This is a genomic window from Microterricola gilva (assembly GCF_004217495.1).
Classification (GTDB): Bacteria; Actinomycetota; Actinomycetes; order Actinomycetales; family Microbacteriaceae; genus Microterricola; species Microterricola gilva.
Window position 1 is genome coordinate 1,261,079 of sequence record NZ_SHLC01000001.1, and the last position, 21,589, is coordinate 1,282,667.

Annotated in this window: 23 protein-coding genes; 7 read left to right on the top strand and 16 right to left on the bottom strand. The window is 67.7% G+C overall.

Annotated features, from left to right (window positions below; translation table 11 throughout):
• Positions 1-79 precede the first annotated feature (79 nt).
• On the top strand, positions 80-916 hold the full coding sequence (gene nadE, locus EV379_RS05685) for an ammonia-dependent NAD(+) synthetase (RefSeq protein WP_130505277.1): 837 nt from the start codon (positions 80-82) through the stop codon (positions 914-916).
• Here nadE and EV379_RS17590 read toward each other — a convergent pair.
• The 5 genes from EV379_RS17590 to mgrA form a co-directional block, all read right to left on the bottom strand.
• Positions 913-1,266 (bottom strand): pyridoxamine 5'-phosphate oxidase family protein, encoded by a 354-nt coding sequence (locus EV379_RS17590; RefSeq protein WP_130505278.1) that lies wholly within the window; start codon positions 1,264-1,266, stop codon positions 913-915. The two genes, nadE and EV379_RS17590, sit on opposite strands and share 4 nt — an antisense overlap.
• 57 nt (positions 1,267-1,323) lie before the next feature.
• Positions 1,324-2,010 (bottom strand): hypothetical protein, encoded by a 687-nt coding sequence (locus EV379_RS05695; RefSeq protein WP_130505279.1) that lies wholly within the window; start codon positions 2,008-2,010, stop codon positions 1,324-1,326.
• 93 nt (positions 2,011-2,103) lie between these two features.
• Positions 2,104-2,367, bottom strand: coding sequence for a hypothetical protein (locus EV379_RS05700; protein ID WP_130505280.1), 264 nt, complete (start codon positions 2,365-2,367; stop codon positions 2,104-2,106).
• A gap of 60 nt (positions 2,368-2,427) precedes the next feature.
• Positions 2,428-3,426, bottom strand: a complete 999-nt coding sequence (locus tag EV379_RS05705) for a DMT family transporter (protein ID WP_130505281.1) — start codon at positions 3,424-3,426, stop codon at positions 2,428-2,430.
• Positions 3,389-4,396: an L-glyceraldehyde 3-phosphate reductase gene (mgrA, locus tag EV379_RS05710; protein ID WP_130505282.1), complete on the bottom strand. Its 1,008-nt coding sequence runs from the start codon at positions 4,394-4,396 to the stop codon at positions 3,389-3,391. The genes EV379_RS05705 and mgrA overlap by 38 nt, the downstream gene beginning before the upstream one ends.
• A 215-nt stretch (positions 4,397-4,611) precedes the next feature.
• Between mgrA and ssb the strand changes: the two genes are divergently transcribed.
• The 4 genes from ssb to EV379_RS05730 are packed head-to-tail and all read left to right on the top strand — an operon-like array spanning position 4,612 to position 7,854.
• Complete coding sequence (ssb, locus tag EV379_RS05715; protein ID WP_130505283.1) at positions 4,612-5,130, top strand: single-stranded DNA-binding protein; 519 nt, start codon at positions 4,612-4,614, stop codon at positions 5,128-5,130.
• A 25-nt stretch (positions 5,131-5,155) separates the two neighbouring features.
• The gene (locus tag EV379_RS05720; RefSeq protein WP_130505284.1) at positions 5,156-5,662 is read left to right on the top strand and encodes a DUF6993 domain-containing protein; all 507 of its coding nucleotides are present in this window, start codon (positions 5,156-5,158) and stop codon (positions 5,660-5,662) included.
• A gap of 4 nt (positions 5,663-5,666) precedes the next feature.
• Positions 5,667-7,349, top strand: coding sequence for an energy-dependent translational throttle protein EttA (ettA, locus tag EV379_RS05725; protein ID WP_130505285.1), 1,683 nt, complete (start codon positions 5,667-5,669; stop codon positions 7,347-7,349).
• A 25-nt stretch (positions 7,350-7,374) separates the two neighbouring features.
• Entirely contained in the window at positions 7,375-7,854 is a 480-nt protein-coding gene (locus EV379_RS05730) for an acyl-CoA thioesterase (RefSeq protein ID WP_130505286.1), read from the top strand.
• A gap of 27 nt (positions 7,855-7,881) precedes the next feature.
• Here the strand turns inward: EV379_RS05730 and EV379_RS05735 are convergent, their stop codons facing one another.
• From EV379_RS05735 to EV379_RS05745, 3 genes are all read right to left on the bottom strand, one after another.
• On the bottom strand, positions 7,882-8,409 hold the full coding sequence (locus EV379_RS05735) for a hypothetical protein (protein ID WP_242616260.1): 528 nt from the start codon (positions 8,407-8,409) through the stop codon (positions 7,882-7,884).
• Positions 8,410-8,423: 14 nt separating this feature from the next.
• Entirely contained in the window at positions 8,424-8,912 is a 489-nt protein-coding gene (locus EV379_RS05740; RefSeq protein WP_130505287.1) for a Rieske (2Fe-2S) protein, read from the bottom strand.
• A gap of 66 nt (positions 8,913-8,978) precedes the next feature.
• Positions 8,979-9,851 (bottom strand): acyl-CoA thioesterase, encoded by an 873-nt coding sequence (locus EV379_RS05745; protein ID WP_165397298.1) that lies wholly within the window; start codon positions 9,849-9,851, stop codon positions 8,979-8,981.
• Between the two features lie 81 nt (positions 9,852-9,932).
• On the opposite strand from EV379_RS05745, the gene EV379_RS05750 reads away from it, so the two are divergent.
• Together EV379_RS05750 and EV379_RS05755 are read left to right on the top strand one after the other, a co-directional pair.
• Positions 9,933-10,622 carry a DUF8185 domain-containing protein gene (locus EV379_RS05750; protein WP_130505288.1) on the top strand — a complete coding sequence of 230 codons (690 nt, stop codon included), beginning with the start codon at positions 9,933-9,935 and terminating at the stop codon, positions 10,620-10,622.
• An 85-nt stretch (positions 10,623-10,707) separates the two neighbouring features.
• The gene (locus EV379_RS05755; protein ID WP_130505289.1) at positions 10,708-11,892 is read left to right on the top strand and encodes an AI-2E family transporter; all 1,185 of its coding nucleotides are present in this window, start codon (positions 10,708-10,710) and stop codon (positions 11,890-11,892) included.
• A gap of 40 nt (positions 11,893-11,932) precedes the next feature.
• On the opposite strand, the gene EV379_RS05760 is transcribed toward EV379_RS05755, so the two are convergent.
• The 8 genes from EV379_RS05760 to EV379_RS05795 form a co-directional block, all read right to left on the bottom strand.
• Complete coding sequence (locus EV379_RS05760; protein ID WP_130505290.1) at positions 11,933-13,582, bottom strand: FAD-binding dehydrogenase; 1,650 nt, start codon at positions 13,580-13,582, stop codon at positions 11,933-11,935.
• Positions 13,583-13,645: 63 nt separating this feature from the next.
• Positions 13,646-16,003 carry an arylsulfatase gene (locus tag EV379_RS05765; protein WP_130505291.1) on the bottom strand — a complete coding sequence of 786 codons (2,358 nt, stop codon included), beginning with the start codon at positions 16,001-16,003 and terminating at the stop codon, positions 13,646-13,648.
• Positions 16,004-16,145: 142 nt separating this feature from the next.
• Positions 16,146-16,592 (bottom strand): globin, encoded by a 447-nt coding sequence (locus tag EV379_RS05770; protein WP_130505292.1) that lies wholly within the window; start codon positions 16,590-16,592, stop codon positions 16,146-16,148.
• The gene (locus EV379_RS05775; protein ID WP_130505293.1) at positions 16,592-17,665 is read right to left on the bottom strand and encodes a mechanosensitive ion channel family protein; all 1,074 of its coding nucleotides are present in this window, start codon (positions 17,663-17,665) and stop codon (positions 16,592-16,594) included. Before EV379_RS05775 ends, EV379_RS05770 begins: the two co-directional genes overlap by 1 nt.
• Before the next feature lie 58 nt (positions 17,666-17,723).
• Entirely contained in the window at positions 17,724-18,413 is a 690-nt protein-coding gene (locus EV379_RS05780) for a response regulator (protein ID WP_207226201.1), read from the bottom strand.
• Positions 18,410-19,735 carry a sensor histidine kinase gene (locus EV379_RS05785; protein ID WP_242616261.1) on the bottom strand — a complete coding sequence of 442 codons (1,326 nt, stop codon included), beginning with the start codon at positions 19,733-19,735 and terminating at the stop codon, positions 18,410-18,412. Before EV379_RS05785 ends, EV379_RS05780 begins: the two co-directional genes overlap by 4 nt.
• 10 nt (positions 19,736-19,745) lie before the next feature.
• On the bottom strand, positions 19,746-20,585 hold the full coding sequence (locus tag EV379_RS05790; protein ID WP_130505294.1) for an ABC transporter permease: 840 nt from the start codon (positions 20,583-20,585) through the stop codon (positions 19,746-19,748).
• Positions 20,582-21,493, bottom strand: coding sequence for an ABC transporter ATP-binding protein (locus tag EV379_RS05795; RefSeq protein WP_130505295.1), 912 nt, complete (start codon positions 21,491-21,493; stop codon positions 20,582-20,584). Before EV379_RS05795 ends, EV379_RS05790 begins: the two co-directional genes overlap by 4 nt.
• Between the last annotated feature and the right edge of the window lie 96 nt (positions 21,494-21,589).

Consider the following 21,589-nt stretch of genomic DNA (forward strand, 5'->3'; position numbering starts at 1 on the left):
GCGGCACGTTCTGTTTGGTGATGATAGCGAAGGCTCGGCCCGTGAGTCGGTAGCGGCGGCGGCGCGCTAGATTCGACTCATGCGCGCGCTTCAGTCCCAGATCATGGCCGACCTCCACGTGACCCCGACGATCGACCCGGCCGTCGAGGTTCGCCGACGCGTCGACTTCCTGATCGACTACCTCGGTCGCACGGGTGCGAAGGGCCTGGTCCTCGGTATCAGCGGCGGTCAGGATTCCACACTGGCCGGTCGGCTGTGCCAGCTGGCCGTCGAGGAGATCGCCGCCTCGCGTTCGGCCGATGGCGGCACCGCGCCGGTCTTCGTCGCCGTGCGCCTGCCCTACGCCGTGCAGCGTGACGAGGACGATGCGCAGCTCGCGCTCGAGTTCATCCGGCCGTCCCAGACCGTGACGTTCAACATCGCGGCCGGCGTCGACGGCATCGCCGACGAGTTCCTGAACGCGACGGGAGAGGCCGTCACCGACTTCAACAAGGGCAACGTCAAGGCGCGCGCCCGCATGATCGCGCAGTATGCGATCGCCGGGCAGTTCGGCTACCTGGTTGTCGGCACCGATCACGCCGCAGAGGCGGTGACCGGATTCTTCACGAAGTACGGCGACGGCGGCACCGACCTCTTGCCGCTCGGCGGTCTCACCAAGCGGCAGGGTCGCTCCATGCTCCAGCATTTGGGGGCGGCGGAGCGGCTCTACCTGAAGCCGCCGACGGCCGACCTCCTCGACGAGAACCCCGGCCAGACCGATGAAGCGAATCTCGGGCTCAGCTACAGCGACATCGATGACTACCTCGAGGGCAAGGACGTGGCGGATTCCGTCGCAACCGCCATCGAGAGCCGCTACCGCGCGACCGAGCACAAGCGTCGCACCCCGGCGTCGCCGGCCGACGCCTGGTGGCGCTAGGCGTCAGCGCCTAGCTCGCGTTGGCTCGCCGGCGGCCTTCGCGTCAGCCGAATCAGGACACGCGGTCCGTCCGTGGCGGGGTCTGCCGCGTCCCATCCGTCATAGTCCCGTTTGAACGATGCCAGGACGCTCGGCTCGACGTCGATGGGTACGATCCTCGCCGTCATCGCGTGCGCGCCGTGACGGCCCTCGACCGCGAAGGTTGATCGGGAATCGCGGCGTATGTCGGCGACTTTTCGATTGACTTCAGCGGTTGCGATCCACACGACGCCACGATCCTCGACGAACCACACGCGTGACGTCCGAGGGCTGCCGTCGAGGCGGAGCGTCGTGATCCATCCGTGCCGCATGGGAAATGTGGGTGCCTCACTCTGCCGCCTACTCAGCAGTGGCGGTAGCGACAGGCCCTAGGACTCGCTTGACGCCGGTGCGGCGCTCGGCTGGCGGAGTGCGTCAACGTCGTCCAGGAGCTTCTGCGTGTCAACCGGTGCTGTGGGCGCGGCGGCGGCCGGCGGAACCAGCGGGGTCGTGTACTGCGCCTGGTGCTGCTGGGCGACCCACGCATCCTGTTCGGCGAGCAGGGTGCGCTCGGTCTCGCTCGACGCGAGCTTCCAGCGCTCCAGATCGCTGGCGAACACCTTGCGGGTGCGTCCAGGCTTGCTCTGCCATTCGACCATGCGATCGCGGAACTCGGCGACGGCCGGGTCGAGCTGGTAGCCGAACGTCGCGGATGCGCGCTTCAGCTCGTGGAGCTGGTGCGCTGCCCAGTCGGCAGCGACAGCGGAACCGCGGATCGGCAGCATGCGGATCTGGATGTCGGCCTGGCCGACGGCGCGGTCAGAGAGAACCTGCTCCTGCGGCGTGAGCGAGTTCCACACCGATGCCTCGGTTGACGCGTCGACGAGCGCGATGATGGCGGCCGCCTTGATCTCCGCGTCACGCTGCGCGATCAGTCGATTGGTGGCGCCGCGAGCGATCCACGCGGCGAGCAGGCCGGAGACGATCATGGCGATTGCAATGACCGCGGCGGCGAAGACCACCGGCTGCGCACTCGAAGAAAAGAACCAGTCTGAGAAATCGTTCAACCACTGCATGAGGCGCACTCTACCCGCGGAGCGGGGCGCCGCCCGCGCCTGTGCCCGGCGCGCCTCAACTCGCCTCTCGACACGCGCCCGCTTGGCGTTCCATCACCGAAAGCACTCGGCCGCGGTCTGCGCGTCGCCGAATTCACCCAGGCCGGAATAGTGCACGCCGTCGGAGAGCAATGCACGCGCGGTGAAGCGCTGGCCGTGCTCCGCACCGGATTCGCTTCGCTCGATGTGACCGAGAATCGCCCCGGCGGGCGTCGTGACCCGCCAGAGCCCGTCGCGGACGGGTACGAAGCTCAGGCCTGGCGCGGTGATTCCCAGCGGGGCGGCCTGTGAGCGGATGAGGGTGCTGCCGTACGCCATGGTGCTCCTTCGTCGGGGACTTCTCTGACGCTGTCACCGTATGAGACACCACCGACACGCCTAATTGTCGGCGCGGTCGGCGGGGAGCAATGCGATGGCGGCCGGCTCCGGGTCGATGAGTTTGTTGACCCGGGCCGTCTGTGCCAGGACGATCCCGGCGGTCACGATGGCGACGCCGAGCAGCTGGGCCAGATCGAGTGCCTCGCCGAGCCAGAGCCACGCGACGGCGAACGCGAACAGCACCTCGGCAGAGGACGTGATGCCCGCGGCCGTCGCGGTCAGGTGCTTGAGCGCGAGGAACGAGAACAGGAAGGGCGCGAACGTCCCGACGACCGCGGTGACGGCCAGGGGGATCCACACCGGGAGCACGACGGCATCCAGCGCACCGCCAAGCGAAACTGGAGACAGCAGCAGCGCGGGGTCCACCTGCCACCAGCCGCTGAACACCGCCCAGAACAGCGCGGCGAAACCCATCGCCCAGAACGCGACGACCAGGGGCGAGCTGGCGGTCACCTGCCGTTCGCCGACGAGGAAGTACACGGTCAGGCTCGCCGCCGCGCCGAGCGCGAAGAGCACGCCAATCGGCGAGACGTCGCCGCGACCGATCTGGGCGACGAGGGCGAGTCCGACGAGCACCAGCGCGATGGCCAGCCACAGCCTCGCCTTCACCTGTTCCTTGAAGACGAGTTTTGCGATCACGGCGACGGCGACGACGGCGAGGTACTCCAGCAGCAGCGTGAGCCCGACCGGCAGCAGCGTCAGGGCGACCGCGTAGCTCCACTGCAGCAGAGCGATGCCGACGACACCGAGGACGGCCATGATGCCAAGCTGCCGCCAGCCGATGCGGAACGCGGTCCGATCGGTGGCGAGCAGCCAGACCCCTGCGATGAGGGTGACGGTGAGTACGCGCACGAAGGTGAGCTGGGCCGGGGTGATCCCCGCCTCCAGCACGACCTTTGCAAGAGATCCGTTCGCTCCGAAGAGCACCGCCGCGATCAGCGCGTAGACATAGCCCAACGGATCAACGCAGGCCGGTGCCGTCCACCGCGAATGGCTCAATCGCGGCGATCTCCTCCGCGGTGAGCGGCGCGGCCTGCAGCGCAGCGACGTTCTGCTCGAGCTGGGTGACGCTGCTCGCGCCGATGAGTGCGCTCGTGACGGTGGGCTGACGCAACACCCAGCTGAGGGCGAGCTGGGCGAGGGACTGCCCGCGCTCCGCGGCGATCGCGTCGAGCGCGCGGGCGCGTTCGAGGTAGACCGGGCTGATCTGCTCGGGGTTCAGGAAACGGCTGGTTGCCGCGCGGGAGTCCGCGGGGATGTCGCCGCCGAGGTAACGGTTGGTGGCGAGTCCCTGCGCGAGCGGCGAGAAGACGATGCAGCCGGCGCCGAGCTCATCGAGCACGGGGAGCAACCCGGCCTCGACGTGACGATTGAACAGCGAGTAACTCGGCTGGTGGATCAGCAGCGGGATCTTGTGCTCGGCGAGCACGGCTGCGGCGGCACGGGTCTGCTCCGGGCTGTAGTTGGACAGGCCGACGTACAGCGCCTTCCCCTGCTGCACCGCGGTCGCCAGGGCGCCCATCGTCTCTTCGATGGGCGTGTTCGGGTCGGGCCGGTGCGAGTAGAAGATGTCGACGTAGTCGAGGCCGAGCCGGCCGAGGCTCGCATCGAGCGACGACAGCATGTACTTGCGGGATCCCCACTCGCCGTACGGTCCCGGCCACATGTCATAGCCGGCCTTGCTCGAGATGATCATCTCGTCCCGGTAACCACGGAAATCCTCGGCGAAGATGCGACCGAAGTTCGTCTCGGCCGCACCGGGGGGAGGGCCGTAGTTGTTGGCGAGGTCGAAGTGTGTGACGCCGAGGTCGAACGCCCGGCGGAGCACGGCGCGCTGCGTCTCGATGGGGCGCTCGTGGCCGAAGTTGTGCCAGAGACCGAGCGAGATCGCGGGCAACTGAAGCCCGCTCCGTCCGGTGCGGTTGTACTTCATCGTGTCATATCGGTCCGCGGCAGCAACGTAGCTCATGGCACCACTCTAGGGTGCCGAGGGCACGCGCTCGTCTCCTTTACACAGTGAGGCAGACGAGGCGAGAAGTGCACAGCCCGTGCCGCGACCGGCGCGGAGGCGTCAGCCCGGCGCACACTCGACATACGTGGTCGCGGGGCCGTAGGGATGGGCACGAGCCGCGGCGCCGCGACCACGACTGCGAGATCTGAGCCAGAGACGAGAGGACGACTGCAATGCGTGATTCCAACGACATCATCACCGTGCTGGGGGTGATCGGCACCGATCCGGAGGCGAAGACGACTCCGAGTGGCGTGCCACTGATCAAGTTTCGGATGGCATCCACCCAGCGCAAGTTCGACAAGAACAGCAGCAGCTGGGTCGACGGCAACACCAATTGGTACACCGTCAGTGCATTCAGGGGCCTCGCCGCGAATGCGATCCGCTCGCTTCACAAAGGTGACCCCGTGATTGTGACGGGTCGGCTCCACCTCCGGGCGTGGGACACCGGGGAGCGCCAGGGCACCTCCGTCGACCTCGAGGCCGATGTGATCGGCCTCGACCTGCAGTGGGGGACGGCGAGCTATCAGCGAACGACGCGCAGCGCTCCGCTCGAACCGGCACAGGTACAGGCACAGACCTTTGCGGCGGCTGAGATGCCAGCTGAGCCATCGCCGTCCGACACGGACGCGGAACCGCTCGACCGCTGGGCGACACCTGGGCAGCCGGCCGTGCTCGAGACGACGCCCTTCTAGCCGGACGCCCCCATAGAATCGTCAGATGTCGATTCACAGCCACGCAGACGCCAGACGGATGCCGAGGCTGCTGCTGGCGCTCGCCGCATGCTCGGCGCTGCTCGCCCTCACCGCGTGCACAACGGCGTCGGGTCCCGAAGCGACGACACAGCCGTCCGCGACGCCGGCGCCAAGTGCGACACCGACCCCCACCGCCCCTCCCGTACTGCAGCCGGATGGCACGGCGGCCGACAACCTCGCCTACTTCGACTTCATCGCCCAGTCGGTGCTGGACGCCACCCCCGATGCCGGAGGCGAGGCCTTCATCAACGCGCTCGTGGCCGGTGGCTTCGCGAAGGCAGACATGGAGGTCGGCTTCGATCGCACCTCGGTCGATCTCGCCGCCGACTCTGTGCAGTGGTCCGTGCGGTTCAACGGTGACTGCCTGATCGGCCAGTTCGGCCCGGCCAGCGGCGGCTACCACAGCATCGTCACCCCGACCCTCGCAACGGGCAGCTGCCTCATCGGCGTCACCCGGCCGATAGACTGGTAACAATATGGCTGAATACATCTACTCCATGGTTCGCGCCCGCAAGGCGGTGGGCGACAAGCTCATTCTCGATGACGTCACAATGTCGTTCCTGCCCGGTGCCAAGATCGGCGTCGTCGGCCCGAACGGTGCCGGAAAGTCCACGATTCTCAAGATCATGGCCGGTCTGGACACGCCGAGCAACGGTGAGGCCAAGCTCACGCCCGGCTTCACCGTCGGAATCCTGATGCAGGAGCCCGTGCTCGACGAGACCAAGACGGTTCTCGAGAACGTGCAGGAGGGCGTCGGCCCGATCAAGGCGAAGCTCGACCGTTTCAACGAGATCTCCCTCGCCATGGCGGAGCCGGACGCCGACTTCGACAGCCTCCTCGCCGAGATGGGCGTGCTCCAGGAAGAGATCGACCACGCCGACGCCTGGGACCTCGACTCCCAGCTTGAGCAGGCCATGGACGCTCTGCGCTGCCCGCCGGCCGATGAGCTCGTCACCCACCTCTCCGGTGGTGAGAAGCGTCGCGTCGCGCTCTGCAAGCTGCTGCTGCAGAAGCCGGACCTGCTGCTCCTCGACGAGCCAACCAACCACCTTGACGCCGAGAGCGTCCTCTGGCTCGAGCAGCACCTCAGCCAGTACCACGGTGCTGTGCTCGCCGTCACCCACGACCGGTACTTCCTCGACCACGTCGCCGAATGGATCGCCGAGGTCGACCGGGGCCGCCTCTACCCCTACGAGGGCAACTACTCGACCTACCTCGAGAAGAAGCAGGCCCGCCTGGAGGTGCAGGGCAAGAAGGACGCCAAGCTCTCCAAGCGCCTCGCCGAGGAGCTCGACTGGGTCCGCTCGAACGCCAAGGGTCGTCAGACCAAGTCCAAGGCCCGTCTCGCCCGCTACGAAGAGATGATGAACGAGGCCGAGCGCACGAGGAAGCTCGACTTCGAGGAGATCGTGATCCCCGTCGGCCCGCGCCTCGGCTCGCAGGTGATCGACGCCAAGAACCTGAAGAAGGGCTTCGGCGAGCGGATCCTGATCGACAACCTCACCTTCACGCTTCCGCGTAACGGCATCGTCGGCATCATCGGCCCGAACGGTGTGGGTAAGACCACGCTGTTCAAGACGATCGTCGGTCTGGAGCCGCTGGACAGCGGAGACCTGAAGATCGGCGATACGGTCGACATCTCCTACGTCGACCAGAGCCGTGGCGGCATCGACCCGAACAAGAACCTGTGGGAGGTCGTCTCGGACGGCCTCGACTACATCGTCGTCGGCAAGACCGAGATCCCCTCGCGCGCCTACGTCTCGCAGTTCGGATTCAAGGGTCCAGACCAGCAGAAGAAGGCCGGTGTGCTCTCCGGTGGTGAGCGCAACCGCCTGAACCTCGCCCTCACGCTCAAGCAGGGCGGCAACCTGCTGCTTCTCGATGAGCCGACGAACGACCTCGACGTCGAAACCCTCGGCAGTCTCGAGAACGCACTGCTCGAGTTCCCCGGCTGCGCCGTGGTCATCACCCACGACCGGTGGTTCCTCGACCGCACGGCGACGCACATCCTGGCGTACGAGGGCACCGAAGAGGACCCGTCGAACTGGTACTGGTTCGAGGGCAACTTCGAGTCGTACGAGGCGAACAAGGTCGAGCGCCTCGGCGCGGATGCCGCCAAGCCGCACCGTTCCACCTACCGCAAGCTGACGCGCGACTGACGCGCGCCATGACGTCGAGGTTCCGATGAGACTGCACGTTCCAACGCGGCTGCGCTGGTCGGACCTCGACGCCTACGGGCACGTCAACAACGCCGAGATGCTGCGCCTGCTCGAAGAGGCGCGCATCGAGGCGTTCTGGTCGAACGACGATGGGCACCAGAGCGCGGTCGGTGCCAGCACCGCCGTGCTCGACGGCCGGCCTGGAGCCTCGACGCTCACGCTGATCGCCAGGCAGGAGATCGAGTACCTCGTGCCCATCCCGTACCTCCGACAGCCGCTCGACGTGCAGCTCTGGATCGGCCACATCGGCGGGGCGAGCCTCGAGGTCTGCTACGAGGTCTGGTCACCGGCCGGCGCCGCCGACGCGACCCTGTTCACGCGCGCGGCGACAACGATCGTGCTCGTGGATGCCGCGACCGAGCGTCCGCGCCGCATCAACGAAGCAGAGCGCGCCGCGTGGACCCCCTACGTTGACGCCCCTGTCGCATTCGGCAAACGCCGCTGACCCAGCAGGCCGCGCGGCATCCGAGTCTCACCCGCGCAGCGGCTCATCACTGAATGTGCCGTCCCAGATGGCGCGTGAGCCCGACTCGCCGATCCGAACGACCGTCACGATCGATCCGGTCGCGACGATGAGCGCAGCAACGATGAGCACCGCGCCGACCACGCGGCGGAGCACCCGCGCCGTCGGCGCCGTGCGGGGTGCCAGCAACCGGTACCAGAGCCACTGCAGCACCGCGACGGCGGTCAGCGCGATCACCCAGGGGTAGAGGGTCACGCCGAGCGCGGCGTGGGCCTGAATCAGCGGTGCCTCACCGACGCGCGCCTGCAACCACTGGCCCGCGAGGGTCGTGAGCGGCACCAGGCCGAGCAGTGCGAGCGCGCCAAGCGGGGGAATGATGCCGAGCCAGCGGCGCGCGGCCGGCCAGCACGCGGCGAGGAGCACCGTGACGGCAACGACGGGAACGAGCACGACCACGACGTGCACGATCAGGGCGTGCAGCGGCAGGCCGTTGACCACGTAGTCAACTGGCACCGCGTCGATTGGCACGGCGTCCACGGGGCGCGGCCTCGTCAGCTCGCCACGATGGAGTCGCCGTCAACGCTGACGGGTATCGGCGTCAGCGGCTTGAGTGCCGGACCCTCGAGCACATCGCCCGTCGCCGCGTCGTAGCGGGAGCCGTGGCACGGGCAGTGGAACTCCGTCTGGGCCGGAGCGACGATGCACTGCTGATGCGAGCAGATGGCGCTGAACGCCACCACATCCCCGGCGGTCGGCTGCGCGATCAGCAGGCTCGCGCCGCCCACGACGACACCGATGCTCTCGCCGACCGCGACGGCGCTGAGCTTCGCGATCTCCGTGCCGCTCGGCGGGGGAGCAGTGCTGGAGGCGCCCGGCGTCTGCGGGGCGCCGGAGCCCGAGCCCGAGCCGGAGTCCGTTCCGGCATCACCGGATCCTCCGTCGGCCGGAGCGCATCCGGTGAGGACGAGCGTTGCGGCCGCCACCCCCACACCTCCGAGCCGCACGAGTGTGCGCCTGCTGATGTCGTTCGCCTCGTTCATGTGCACCCTCTTCGTCGAGTGATGGATCACGTGAGAACGAGACTAGCCGCTCATCTCGGAAGCCCGCTAGGCGCTCTCCGGCACCCGGATCATGCCCTCCTGGGCCACGGATGCCAGCAACAGGCCGCTGCGCGAGAAGATGCTGCCGCGGGAGAGGCCGCGCCCGCCAGCGGCGCTGGGCGAATCCTGCACGTAGAGCATCCACTCGTCGACGCGCCCGAAGCGGTGCCACCACATCGCGTGGTCGAGGCTGGCGATCTTGAGGCCTGGCTTCGCCCACGCGACTCCGTGTGCGCGCATCACGGGCTCGAGAATCGAGTAGTCGCTGGCGTACGCCAGTGCGGCCCGGTGCAGATTCGGGTCGTCCGGCAGCGTGCCGATGGCCTTCATCCACACGGCCTGGTGCGCCGTGCGCTCCCCGTCGACCGTGAGGTAGATCGATGAGGGGATGTGGCGCATGTCGAATGCGCGCTCCGCCGACCAGTAGCGGGCAGCGTCGTGGTCGATGTGGCCGAGAATGTCGGCCGTCGTCGGCAGGCTGTCCGGCTCCGGCATGTCATCCGGCATCTCGATCTGGTGGTTGAGTCCGGTGTCGCCGTCCTGGAACGAGGCGATCATCGACAGGATCGGCACGCCGTCCTGGTAAGCCTGTGTGCGCCGGGTGGAGAAGGAGCGGCCGTCGTGGATGCGGTCGACCGAGAAGGTGATCGGCAGGTTGACGTCGCCGGGCCGCAGGAAGTAGCCGTGCATCGAGTGCACCGTCCGCTCATCCGGCACGGTGCGCATCGCAGCGGTGACGGACTGCGCGAGCACCTGGCCGCCGAAGACCCGGCCGAGCGGCATCCACTGTGACGGACCGGTGAAGATGTCTTCGCTCGTTCGTGCACCGGTGTCGGTGAGGTCGAGTGTGCTGAGAAGACCTTCGATTGGTCCGATCATGCGTCCTCCATCGTGATACGCCCGGAGTGGGGGTCGGTGCGGGAGGAATACCTCGCCTCTGTTATGTAGTTTAGACAGGAGATGTCTGAGTCCTTTTCCCTCGTTGACCGCTATGCCGTCGGCGACATGCAAACGTATCTGTCCCGTGCCGGGCGTGTCGAAGACGGGTCGGTCCGGCTGATCGCCGCCGGGGGTGTCCTCGCCGCGTACACGGCCATCTTCTACCCCCGCGGAATCCTCGACGAGAGCCCGACGGTGCTGGGCCTGCGCACCTTCGCCCTGACAGGGGAGGCCGCCTTCGACGCCGTCGTGCCCGCGCGTTCCCTGCTGGAGCGGCTGGCGCGTGCCGAGGCCGTGGTGTCGGCACAGGGCAGTGGCGACACCGGCCCGGTCACCCTCTCTCTGCCGCACCAGGTGAGCACGGTGACGTGGGCGGGGATCTCGCCGCCCAAGGGAGGCTGGGTCCCTCAGGAGCCGGTGGATGCCGCCACGCTCGAGGGCGTCGCCAGGGCCGGTATCGACGAGGTTGCTGCCGCGGTTCCATCCGGCGTCGGAGAACAGATCGTGCAGCGCGTGCGTACCGAGGTGTGGGGGCGCCCGATCGAATCGCTCGAGCACATTCCGGCCGGGGCCGCGTTCGCCGCGTTCACCCTCGGCTTCCTTGCCGCGGACGAGCCGGTGCAGATCTTCGAGACCGGGCCGTGGACACGGTTGTCGACGAGCAGGGGCCACGTGCTCGTGCGCCGCAAGCCGTGGAGCCTGCGCTCCTGATCCGCCACCCCCGCGGCCTCCGTCAACTCTGGCACTCCTCTGAGTAGTGTGTGCTTAGTCAGAGGCCGAGAGCTTGGGGGACATTATGTGGTGGACGCGCACGAAGACTCCGAAGGCCGTCGAATCGTACGCGCCTGAGCGGGAGGCCGAGCTGGCGGCTCCGCCGCACCGCAACGCCTTCGTGATGGTGGCGCTCGGCGGGGCGACCGTTGCAGCCTTCGGCATCGCAGGCATGCAGTCGATCTTCGCTCCCGTCTTCTTCGCACTGGTGCTCACCATCTGTGTGCACCCGCTGCGGACGACCCTCGAGGAGCGCGGGGTTCCACGCGGCATCGCGACGGGATCGGTGATCACCGCGGTCGTTGTGCTGCTCGGCGGCTTCGGCTGGGCCTTCATCCTCGCACTCGGGCAGTTCGCCGCCCTGTTGCCGCAGTACGGCCCGCAGCTGTCGGCGTTTGCCGGCTCGCTCGCCGATGCGCTCAGCACGATCGGCTTCGGCCCAGAGCAGATCAACGACTTCATCAACGGTTTCGACCCGACGCGGCTGGTGAGCTTCTTCACAGACATCCTGGGCAGCGTCGCCGGACTCACCACCTCCGTCGTCATCGTGCTGACGATGCTAATCCTGATGGCCATGGATGCCGCATTCATCCCGACGTTGTTCAAGCAGCTCGGCGCCAGCAAGCCGCTCGTGGTGAAGTCGATGAACACCTATGCGAGCGGCGTGCGTCGGTACATGGTCGTCACGACGGTGCTCGGTGCGGCTCAGGGCCTCGTCAACTGGGCCGCGCTGGCGATCCTCGGGATTCCCGGCGCGGCGCTCTGGGGCATGCTCTCATTCCTCTGCAGTTTCATCCCCAACATCGGATACTTCATCGCGATCATCCCGCCGCTGATCTTCGGACTACTCACGGGCGGTTGGCCGATGGTCATCGCGGTTGTCCTCATCTACGGGGTGATCAACGGGATCATCCAGTCCGTCATCCAGCCCCGCGTCGTGGGCGGCGCCGTGTCGCTCAGCCAGTCGATCACGTTCTTCTCCGTGCTCTTCTGGGCGCTGCTGATCGGACCGATCGGTGCCATCCTGGCGATTCCACTCTCGCTGCTCGTGCGGGCGCTGCTGATCGACTCGAACCCGGCCGCATGGTGGTGGCGGCCCGTGATCGGCGACCTCGACGAGACCAAGCAGCTCATGAAGGAAGAAGACAGCGAGATCAAAGCGGCCAGGGTGCAGCGGAAGGCCGAGAAGCGGCTGAACGAGACGCCGTGACGCCCGTCGCCTGGCGTCGTGGCCGCCCGGCCCTGCCCTCTCAGAGCGAGGCGACCGCCCGCCCGGCCTGCCGCCCGCTGAACAGGCAGCCACCGAGGAAGGTACCCTCGAGCGAGCGGTAGCCGTGCACGCCGCCTCCGCCGAAACCGCTGGCCTCGCCAACGGCGTACAGCCCGGTGATGAGCGTGCCATCGGCGTCGAGCGCCTGTGAGTCCAGGTTCGTCTGGATCCCGCCGAGGCTCTTGCGGGTGAGAATGTGCAGCTTCACGGCGATCAGCGGACCGGCCTTGGGGTCGAGGATCTTGTGCGGGCTGGCCACCCGGATCAGCTTGTCGCCACGGTAGCTCCGCGCGCCGCGGAGTGCGACCACCTGCATGTCCTTGCTGAAGTCGTTGTCGATCTCACGGTCGCGCGCCTCGATCTCGGCCCGCACGGCCACCGCGTCGATCGGAACATCGGGGGAGAGCCCCTGCATCCCGGCGAGCAACTCGTCGAGGGTGTCCGCGACGACGAAGTCCGCGCCGTTGCTCTTGAACGCCTCAACCGGTCCAGGCGCCCCTGGGGCGACGCGCTTGGCGAGCAGCTTCACGTCTTTCCCCGTCAGATCGGGGTTCTGCTCGCTGCCGGAGAGCGCGAACTCCTTCTCGATGATCTTCTGCGTGAGCACGAACCAGCTGTGGTCGTGCCCGGTCGTCCTGAGGTGTTCGAGGGTTCCGAGCGTGTCGAAGCCGGGGAACAGCGGAACCGGCAGCCGTTTGCCCGTCGCGTCGAACCAGAGCGATGACGGCCCGGGGAGGATGCGGATTCCGTGCAGCTTCCACACCGGGTCCCAGTTCTGGATGCCCTCGACGTAGTGCCACATCCTGTCGCCGTTGATGAGTCGTGCGCCGGCCGACTCCGCGATGCCGAGCATCCGCCCGTCGACGTGGGCGGGAACCCCGCTCAACATCTCGGTCGGCGCGGTGCCGAGTCGGGCAGGCCACTGCTTGCGCACGAGGTCATGGTTGCCGCCGATGCCACCGGACGCCACGATCACGGCCGGGGCGCGGAACTCGAAGCCGCCGATGACGTCGCGGCTGCTGGCCTCGCCGCGTGCGGCGCTGCTCGGCGCGAGAACGCTGCCCCTCACGCCGACCACGGCCCCGTCCTCGACGATCAGCTCGTCGACCTGATGCCGGTGCTTCGCGGTGACGAGGCCGGCCTGCACGCCATCGCGCACCCTGGCGATGAACGGCTCCAGGATGCCGGGGCCGGTGCCCCAGGTGATGTGGAAGCGCGGGACCGAGTTGCCGTGGCCGGTTGCCGTGCCGCTGCCGCGCTCGGCCCAGCCGACGACGGGGAAGAAGCGCACCCCCTTCGCGTGCAGCCAGTCCCGCTTCTCCCGCGCCGCGAAGTCCAGATACGCCTCGGCCCAGCGCCTCGGCCACAGGTCCTCGTCGCGGTCGAAGCCAGCGCTGCCGAACCAGTCCTGGCTGGCGAGCTCCGCCGTGTCCTTGACACCCATCCTCCGCTGTTCGGGGGAATCGATGAGGAACAGTCCGCCGAAGCTCCACCATGCCTGCCCGCCGAGACTGGCCTCCGGCTCCTGCTCGACGATCAGCACCCGTTTGCCCGCCTCCACGAGCTCCGAGGCGGCGACGAGGCCGGAGAGGCCGGCTCCGATGATGATGGCGTCGATGGTCTCTGGCATCGCTGTGGCTCCTTCGTCACGGTGTGTGTTCCCACCGTAGTGCCGTCTGCACCCGGAGGGCGGCTACTCGCGCATCAACATCGCCTGCGCCTCGCGTTCCAGATCGAGGTACGGCTCGCCGCTGACGTCGACGCGCAGGCGGTGCAGCGTTCCACCGGTGAACGCCCAGGGCGCCGTCCCCGGATAGTCCGCCGTGACCGGGGCACCGCCGTCCCGGCCGACCGCGAGCCCCTCACCGGCGAGCGAGAACTTGCCCGCCTGCGTCTTGATGCGTTTCGACCCGACGGCCCGGTCGCCGTGGAAGAGGGTCAACAGGCCCGTTGCCACACCCGGCCCATCCTCTCCGTCTTTGGCGAAGGATGCCGAGAGGATCAGATTCTCGCCGACCGGCAGGTCCTCCTCCGCGTCGACCTTCTGCTCGAAGAGCCCGACGAAGTTGTTCACGTAGTGGAGCCGGTTGTCCTTGACGTAGAGCGCGTGGCCGCCGAACTCGGAACCCTGGGCGAACAGCACTCCAGCCGCACCCGGCTGCGGCAGGTCGACGAGCGCGCCGAGCACGAAGGAGCGGTTGCGGATGTTGGCCGACTGCGACTCAGGAACCTCCGACATCCCCGGGAAATAGACGTAGCGGTCGCGCGGTGCCGCGAGGAGTGGCCTCGGCGTCATGACGATCTCGAATGCCGAGCGGTCGTCGAGCGGGAACGCCTGGTTGCGACCGGCCTCGGCGAACCACAGATTCACGAGCTCGCGCAGCTTCTCCGGGTGCTCTGCTGCCAGGTTGTGCAGCTCTGCCCTGTCGACGTCGGTGTGGTAGAGCTCCCACTCGTCGTCGTTGAAGTGGCTCCACCCGCTGAGCGTCGGATGGTTCGTGATCGCCTTCCAACCGTCGTGCCACAGCGCTCTGGACCCGAGCATTGAGTAGAACTGTGTTCGCCGTTGCGTCGGAGCCGCGCCATCGTCGAGCGAGTAGCGCATGCTGACGCCGTCGAAAGTGCTCTGCTCATGCCCCTTGATGTGCGTCGGCGCCTCGACGCCCAGGGCGTCGAGGATCGTGGGCACGAGGTCGACGGCGTGGTGGTACTGCTCACGGATCTCGCCACGCGCGCTCGAACCCGCCGGCCACGAGATGATGCACGGGTCAGCCGTTCCGCCGTTGAATTCGTAGCGCTTCCACATCTTGAACGGGGTGTTGAACGCCATCGCCCAGCCGTTCGGGTAGTGGTTGTACGTCCGAGGGCCGCCGAGCTCCTCAAGCAGCCCGAGGTTGTCCGCCATGTTGTCCGGAACACCGTTGATGAACTTCATCTCATTGACGGAACCGTTCGGACCGCCCTCGCCACTGGCACCGTTGTCGGAGACGACGACGACGATTGTGTTCTCGCGTTCGCCGATGTCGTCGATCTCGTCGAGCAGACGCCCGATCTGATGGTCGGCGTGGGAGAGGAAGCCCGCGTACACCTCCGCCATCCGGCTGAACAGACGCTTCTCATCGGCGGAGAGTGAGTCCCATGGGCGCGTCACGTCCATCACGGGGAACGGCGCGCCATCAGGACCCGTCCTGCTCTCCGGTGTTCCGATCGGGTTCAGCCCGGGGAGCTCGGTGTCTGCCGGAACCAGGCCGAGGGACTTCTGCCGAGCGAGTGTCTGCTCGCGCATCGCCTCGTAGCCCATGTCGAAGCGCCCGGAGTAGCGGTCGGCCCACTCCTTCGGCGCGTGGTGCGGGGCGTGCGCCGCGCCTGGAGCGTAGTAGAGGAAGAACGGCTTGTCCGGGGCGATCGCCTTGGCGTCCCGGATGAAACCGATGGCCCGATCGGTGATGTCCTCGGAGAAGTGGTAGCCCTCTTCCGGCGTCGATGGCTGGTCGACGGGGTGGTTGTCGTAGACGATCTCGGGGTACCACTGGTTCGTCTCCGCGCCGAGGAAGCCGTAGAAACGCTCGAAGCCACGACCGCTCGGCCAGTTGCGCCTCGTCGATGCGACGTTCATCTCGTCATCCGGGCAGAGATGCCACTTGCCGACGGCGTAGGTGTTCCAGCCCGCCTCGCCGAGGATCTCGGAGATCATCCCGTTCGCCGGCGGAATCGTGCCGCTGGCGTTGGGGAAGCCGATCGCCGCCTCGGTGATGCAGGCCATGCTGTTGCGCGTGTGGTTGCGACCGGTGAGCAGACACGAGCGAGTCGGCGAGCAGAGCGCCGTCGTGTGCCACTGCGTGTACCGCACACCGTCGGCGGCGATGCTGTCGATGTTGGGGGTGTCGATCGGGCCGCCGTAACAGGACATCGCCGAGAAGCCGACGTCGTCGAGGACGATGTAGACGACGTTCGGCGCACCTGGCGGGGCCTTCGTCGGTTCGAACGGTGTCCAGTCGGGTTCGGAATCTCGGATGTCGATGCCGACGGTCCCACGGAATTCTGCAGCCACGATGCCACTCCTGCACGCTCGAGTTCGTCCGGCACGCTCGGCATGCGGGGCGGTCGGACGGTCAATGCGCAAAACACATGCCGCCGGTCAAGCTACGCCACGGCGGATGGCGCCGCAATGGGAGACAGTGCGCGAGAGGTCGTCAGTCCTCGAAGGTGTTCACCAACGAGTGCGCGGCGCGCTGCAGGTAGTCCCACAGCGTCGCCTCGTGCAGGGGCGAGAGGTCGAGCGTGTCGACGGCGGTGCGCATGTGCGCCAGCCAGCGGTCGCGGGCGTCCGGATTGACCTTGAACGCACCGTGGCGCATTCGCAGTCGTGGGTGCCCGCGCTGCTCGCCGTACGTTCCAGGACCGCCCCAGTACTGCTCGAGGAACATCGTGAGGCGCTCTGCGGCTGGCCCGAGGTCCTCCTCCGGGTACATCGGCTTCAGCACCGGGTCGTCGGCGACCCCGCGGTAGAACTCGGTCACGAGCTTCTCGAACGTCGCGCGTCCGCCGACCTGCTCGTAGAAGCTCACGGTCGCCGCTTGGCCGTGCTCGCTTCTGCGCAGCTGCACGGGGAGGGCTGGGGTGTTCTGCTGCTCGGTCATCAGGCTTCCGGGTTCTGCGTTGGTGGCTTCGGCGTGCTCTTCCGGGCGCGCGGGGCCTTCGGGGCGTGTGGCGCCAGATTCTCGACCACGTTCACGGGGCGGGTGCGCGGCGGGCGGGCGCCCTTGACGCTGGCCGCGCTGTCGAAGCCGGTGAGCACGATCGAGTTGAGGGCGGGCAGCTTGACCCCCTCGGCATCCAACGCCTTCTTCAGGCGGATGCGCAGCTCGCGCGAGACGTCGTCCTTGGCGACGGTGCGTGTCTTCACGACGATGCGGATGACGAGAGCCTCGGCCGAGATCGACTCGAGCCCCCAGATCTCCGGCTTCTCGAGCACGCGCGAGCGCCACTTGCTGCTCGCCGCCATCTCCGTTGCGGTCTTCAACATGAGCGCCTCGACGGCCTCGACGTCGGAATCGTATGGAACGGCAAGGTCGATGATCACACGTGCCCAGCCCTGCGACATGTTGCCGACGCGCAGAATCTCGCCGTTGCGCACGAACCAGAGCGTGCCGTTGACGTCGCGGATCTGGGTGATGCGGATGCCGACCGCCTCGACGACACCCGTCGTCGGGCCGACGTCGACGACGTCGCCGACGCCGAGCTGGTCCTCCATCACCATGAACAGGCCGTTGAGGGCGTCCTTGACGATGTTCTGGGCGCCGAAACCGAGGCCGGCACCGACCGCGGCGGTGAGCAGCGCGAAGGAGCCGAGCACCGAGGAATCGATCTCGTTGATCACGAGCAGCAGGGTGACGGTGAAGATCGTCACGTTCACGGCGTTGCTGAGCACCGAGCCGAGGGTGCGGGTGCGTTGCACCAGGCGCACAGCGGCCAGCGGCGATGCGGCCGCGATGGCCTGCGTGTCCTCGATGTTCTGCGTCTTCTTGACGCCGGACACGATCTGGCGGACGACCCGCTGGATTACGAAATGCAGCGCCCAGCGAATGAAGATCGCCAGCAGAATGATGATGATCACGTTGACGAGCGTGCCGAAGAACGTCTTCGGGTCGTTCTGCAGGAACGTGCCGATCGCTGTGAAAAAGCCGTTGACGGCGCCCCAGAATTCATTCATAGGCGACAAGTCTATCGAGGCACTCTCACCGGATGCTGGGTGGCCGCCAGCCGCTGGGCTAGCCGGCCCCCGGCGCCAGGCCGTTCTCGTAGGCGAAGATCACAGCGTGCACGCGGTCGCGCAATCCGAGCTTGGAGAACACCCGGCCGACGTGGGTCTTCACGGTCGACTCGGAGAGGAACAGCTCCGACGCGATCTCGGTGTTGCTGCGCCCCGCGGCGATGGCCGTGAGTACTTCCTGCTCGCGCGGGGTGAGAGAGCCCAGCGCTCCCGCTGCCGGGCCGGCCGACACCGCAGCGCCACTGCCCGCGACGGGGAGTTCCGCTCCGACGAGCTCGATCAGCCGGCGGGTGACCCGCGGCGCGAGCGCGGCCTCGCCGGCGTGGACGGCGCGGATGGCCTGCAGCAGCTGTTCCGGCCTGGCGTCTTTCAGCAGGAAGCCGCTTGCTCCCGCGCGCAGCGCCTCGAAGGCGTACTCGTCGAGGTCGAACGTCGTCAGCACGATCACGCGAGGGGCCTGAGGCGAGTCGAGGATGGCACGGGTCGCAGCGATGCCGTCGAGGCCAGGCATCCGCACGTCCATCAGAACGACGTCGGCGCGGATCCGCTCGAGCATGGCGATGGCAGCGTGCCCGTCCGCGGCCTCGCCGACGACCTCGATATCGGTTTCAGCCTCGAGCACCATGCGGAAGCCGATGCGGACGAGCGCCTGATCATCGACGAGGGCCACCCGGATCATGTCGTTCATTCCATCACTTTCGTCATCGTCGGAGTCGGCGTCGTGGACGTCGACGTCGCGCGGAGCTGCGCGTGCACCTGCCAGCCGAAGCCGGCTCGGGGGCCGACGTCCAACGTTCCGCCGTAGAGCGCGATGCGTTCCCGCATGCCGATCAGGCCGCGTCCGGTTCCCGGTGCCGCGGTCGTGGACGGCGTCGGGGCGTCGTCGCGCACCGTCACCGTGACGTCCTCTCCCGCATGGCGGATGTCGACCGTCACGGTGTGTGCCGTCGCCGCGTAGCGCAGCGCGTTCGTGAGCGCTTCCTGCACGATGCGGTACACGGTCAGTTCGATGATGCCGTCGGTGACCGGGACCCCGCTGGTGCGGAGGGTGACCGGCATCCCGAGCGCGCGGAAGTCATCGATCAAAGCGGGCAGGGCGCGCAGATCGGGCTGCGGTGCCAGCTCACCGGCGGCCGTGCCGGCCTCGCCGGGTTCGCTGAGCAGGCCGAGCATCCGTCGCATGTCGCCAAGCGCATCGCGGCCGGTCTCTGCCACCCGGCGCATCGCGTCCGCCGCGCGCTCCGGGTCGCGTGCGGTGGTGGCGGCCGAGCCGTCGGCGAGTGTGACCATCACGGTGAGGCTGTGCGCGACGATGTCGTGCATCTCCCGGGCGATGCGCGCCCGTTCTCTGGCCGTGGCCAGCTCCGCCTGCTGATCGCGTTCGCGGGCGAGGTCGCGGGCGCGGTCGATGAGGGCGACGAGATAGCGGCGGCGGTTGCCCATCGTCACGCCGATCAGGGTCGCGATGAGCATCAGCACGGCTGTCTGTGATGCAGATGCCGGGGCGTCGTCGCCGAAGGGGGAGAGTGCGCCGCTATCGAGCGCCGCGACCGCGATGTACGCGGACGCCGTCCCGACAAGCAGGGAGACGCCGAAGGCGATCCAAGCGGCCCTGACCGAGCGGTAGACGGCCAGCGAGTAGAGCGCGACGAGGATCGGCAGCACGTCGGTGGTACCGAGTGGGTAGACAACGAGGGCGAGCAGCCACGCCGTCGTCATCAACAGCCACGGATGCCGGCGGCGCCAGAACACCACCGCGCCGGCAATGAACGCGACCGCGAACAGGTGGAGCACGCTCACCCAGAGCGGGAGGATCGACTCGCCCCAGCCGACGATCATGCCGACCGTTCCGACAAACGTCGGCACGGCGTAGACCGCGGCGATCAGTGAGTCGGTGAGCACGGGGTGCCGTGCCCAGAACCGCCGAAACACACCGGGCGGTTTCGGCAGACGAAGTTCTCCCCCGACTACCGAAGCCGGGTAGTCGGGGGAGAAGGTGGGGTGCGTCATGGACGAGACTTTACGCGTCGCGTCGCTTCAGCAGGATTCCGGCGCCGACGAGGGCCGCAGCGACCCAGGCCAGCACGATGAGCAGGTTCTCGATGACCGAGTCGATCTCGCCTGTGAACGAGGTCTGCCCGAAGATGCCCATGCCCGCGGTGGAGAGCAGGTAGGGAATCAGGTCGCTCGCCCACTCGGCCGGGATCATCTGCAGCACCATCGGCAGGAGCAACAGCGTGCCGAGCGCCGCCGCGATCCCGCCCGCGCTGCTGCGCAGCATCGCGCCGAGGCCGAGCGCGAAGAGGGAGACGAGCGCCAGGTACAGCGCACCGCCGAGCAGCGAGAGGAAGACGTCCGGATCGGTGATGCTCGCACTTGCACCGTTGGCGCCATAGACGATCGAGGCGACGATGAAGGCGCCGACCGTGCTCAGCAGGCCGATGACGAACGTCGACACGAACAGCACCAGTGCCTTGGCCGCCAGTGCGGGGAGTCGCTTGGGCACCGCGGTGAGGGTCGAGCGGATCATGCCGGTGCTGTACTCGCCGGTGATGACGAGAACGCCGAGCACCGCAACGACCAACTGGCCGAAGAAGACGCCGAAGGTCGACGCCATCAGGATGAGCTCCTGCTGCTGTGCGGCGGGAGTAGAGGCCAGATCGGCTGGGCTGTCCATGGTGCCGACCATGCTGATCGACATGACGAACGCCATGCCGAGCGAGATCGCGATCACGATCAGGTACGACCAGACCGTCGAGCGGAGGCTGCGCAGCTTGATCCACTCCGAGCGGATGACGCCGCCGAAGCTGAGCGTGCTCGCACTGCGGGGGAGCGATGCGATTGTTGTCGTGGCGCTCATCGGCTGGCCTCCGTGCGGTATTCGACGACATCCTGGGTGAGGGCCATGTATGCCTCCTCGAGAGATGCGGTCTGCGGGGTGAGTTCGTGCAGTACCAGGCCGTTCGCGGCGGCGAGGTCGCCGATCTGGGCGGCGGCGAGGCCGGTGACCTGCATGACGCCGTGCTCTGCGCGCAGAACGGCGATGTCGGGCCCTGCGAGCAGCTCGGCGAGCTGGCTGGCGTGCGGGGAGCGCACTGTGACGGTGGCGAGTGACGCGCCTGCGACGATGTCGCCGACGGGGGCGTCGGCGATGATCTGGCCACGGCCGAGCACGATGATGTGGTCGGCGGTCTGGGCCATCTCGCTCATCAGGTGCGAGGAGAGGAACACGGTGCGTCCCTCTGCGGCGAGGCTGCGCACCAGCTGGCGCACCCAGAGCACGCCCTCGGGGTCGAGTCCGTTGACCGGCTCATCGAGGATGAGGGTGGCCGGGTCGCCGAGCAGGGCTGCGGCGATGCCGAGGCGCTGGCCCATGCCGAGCGAGAAGCCGCCGACGCGCTTGCGTGCGACAGACTGCAGACCGGTGAGCTCGATGACCTCCTGTACCCGCTTGGCGCCGATCCCGTGGGTGGCTGCCATCGCGAGCAGGTGGTTCTGCGCGGTGCGACCCGTGTGAACGGCCTTCGCATCGAGCAGCGCGCCAACCTCGCGAAGAGGGGCCTTGTGCTCGGCGTATGGCTTGCCGTTGACGGTCACGCTGCCGGCACTCGGCCGGTCGAGCCCGACGATCATGCGCATCGTGGTGGACTTGCCCGCACCATTCGGCCCGAGGAATCCGGTGACCTGACCGGGGCGCACGGTGAATGAGATGTCGTTGACAGCCGTCTTCGCGCCGTAGCGCTTGCTGAGGCCTTCTGCTGTGATCATGCTTCAACACTACGAACGGGGCGGATGCCGCCGCATCGGCCGTGCGGATGGCCCGTGTAGTACTGCGGTATGACATCGGCCCCGCTGGTTGAGCGC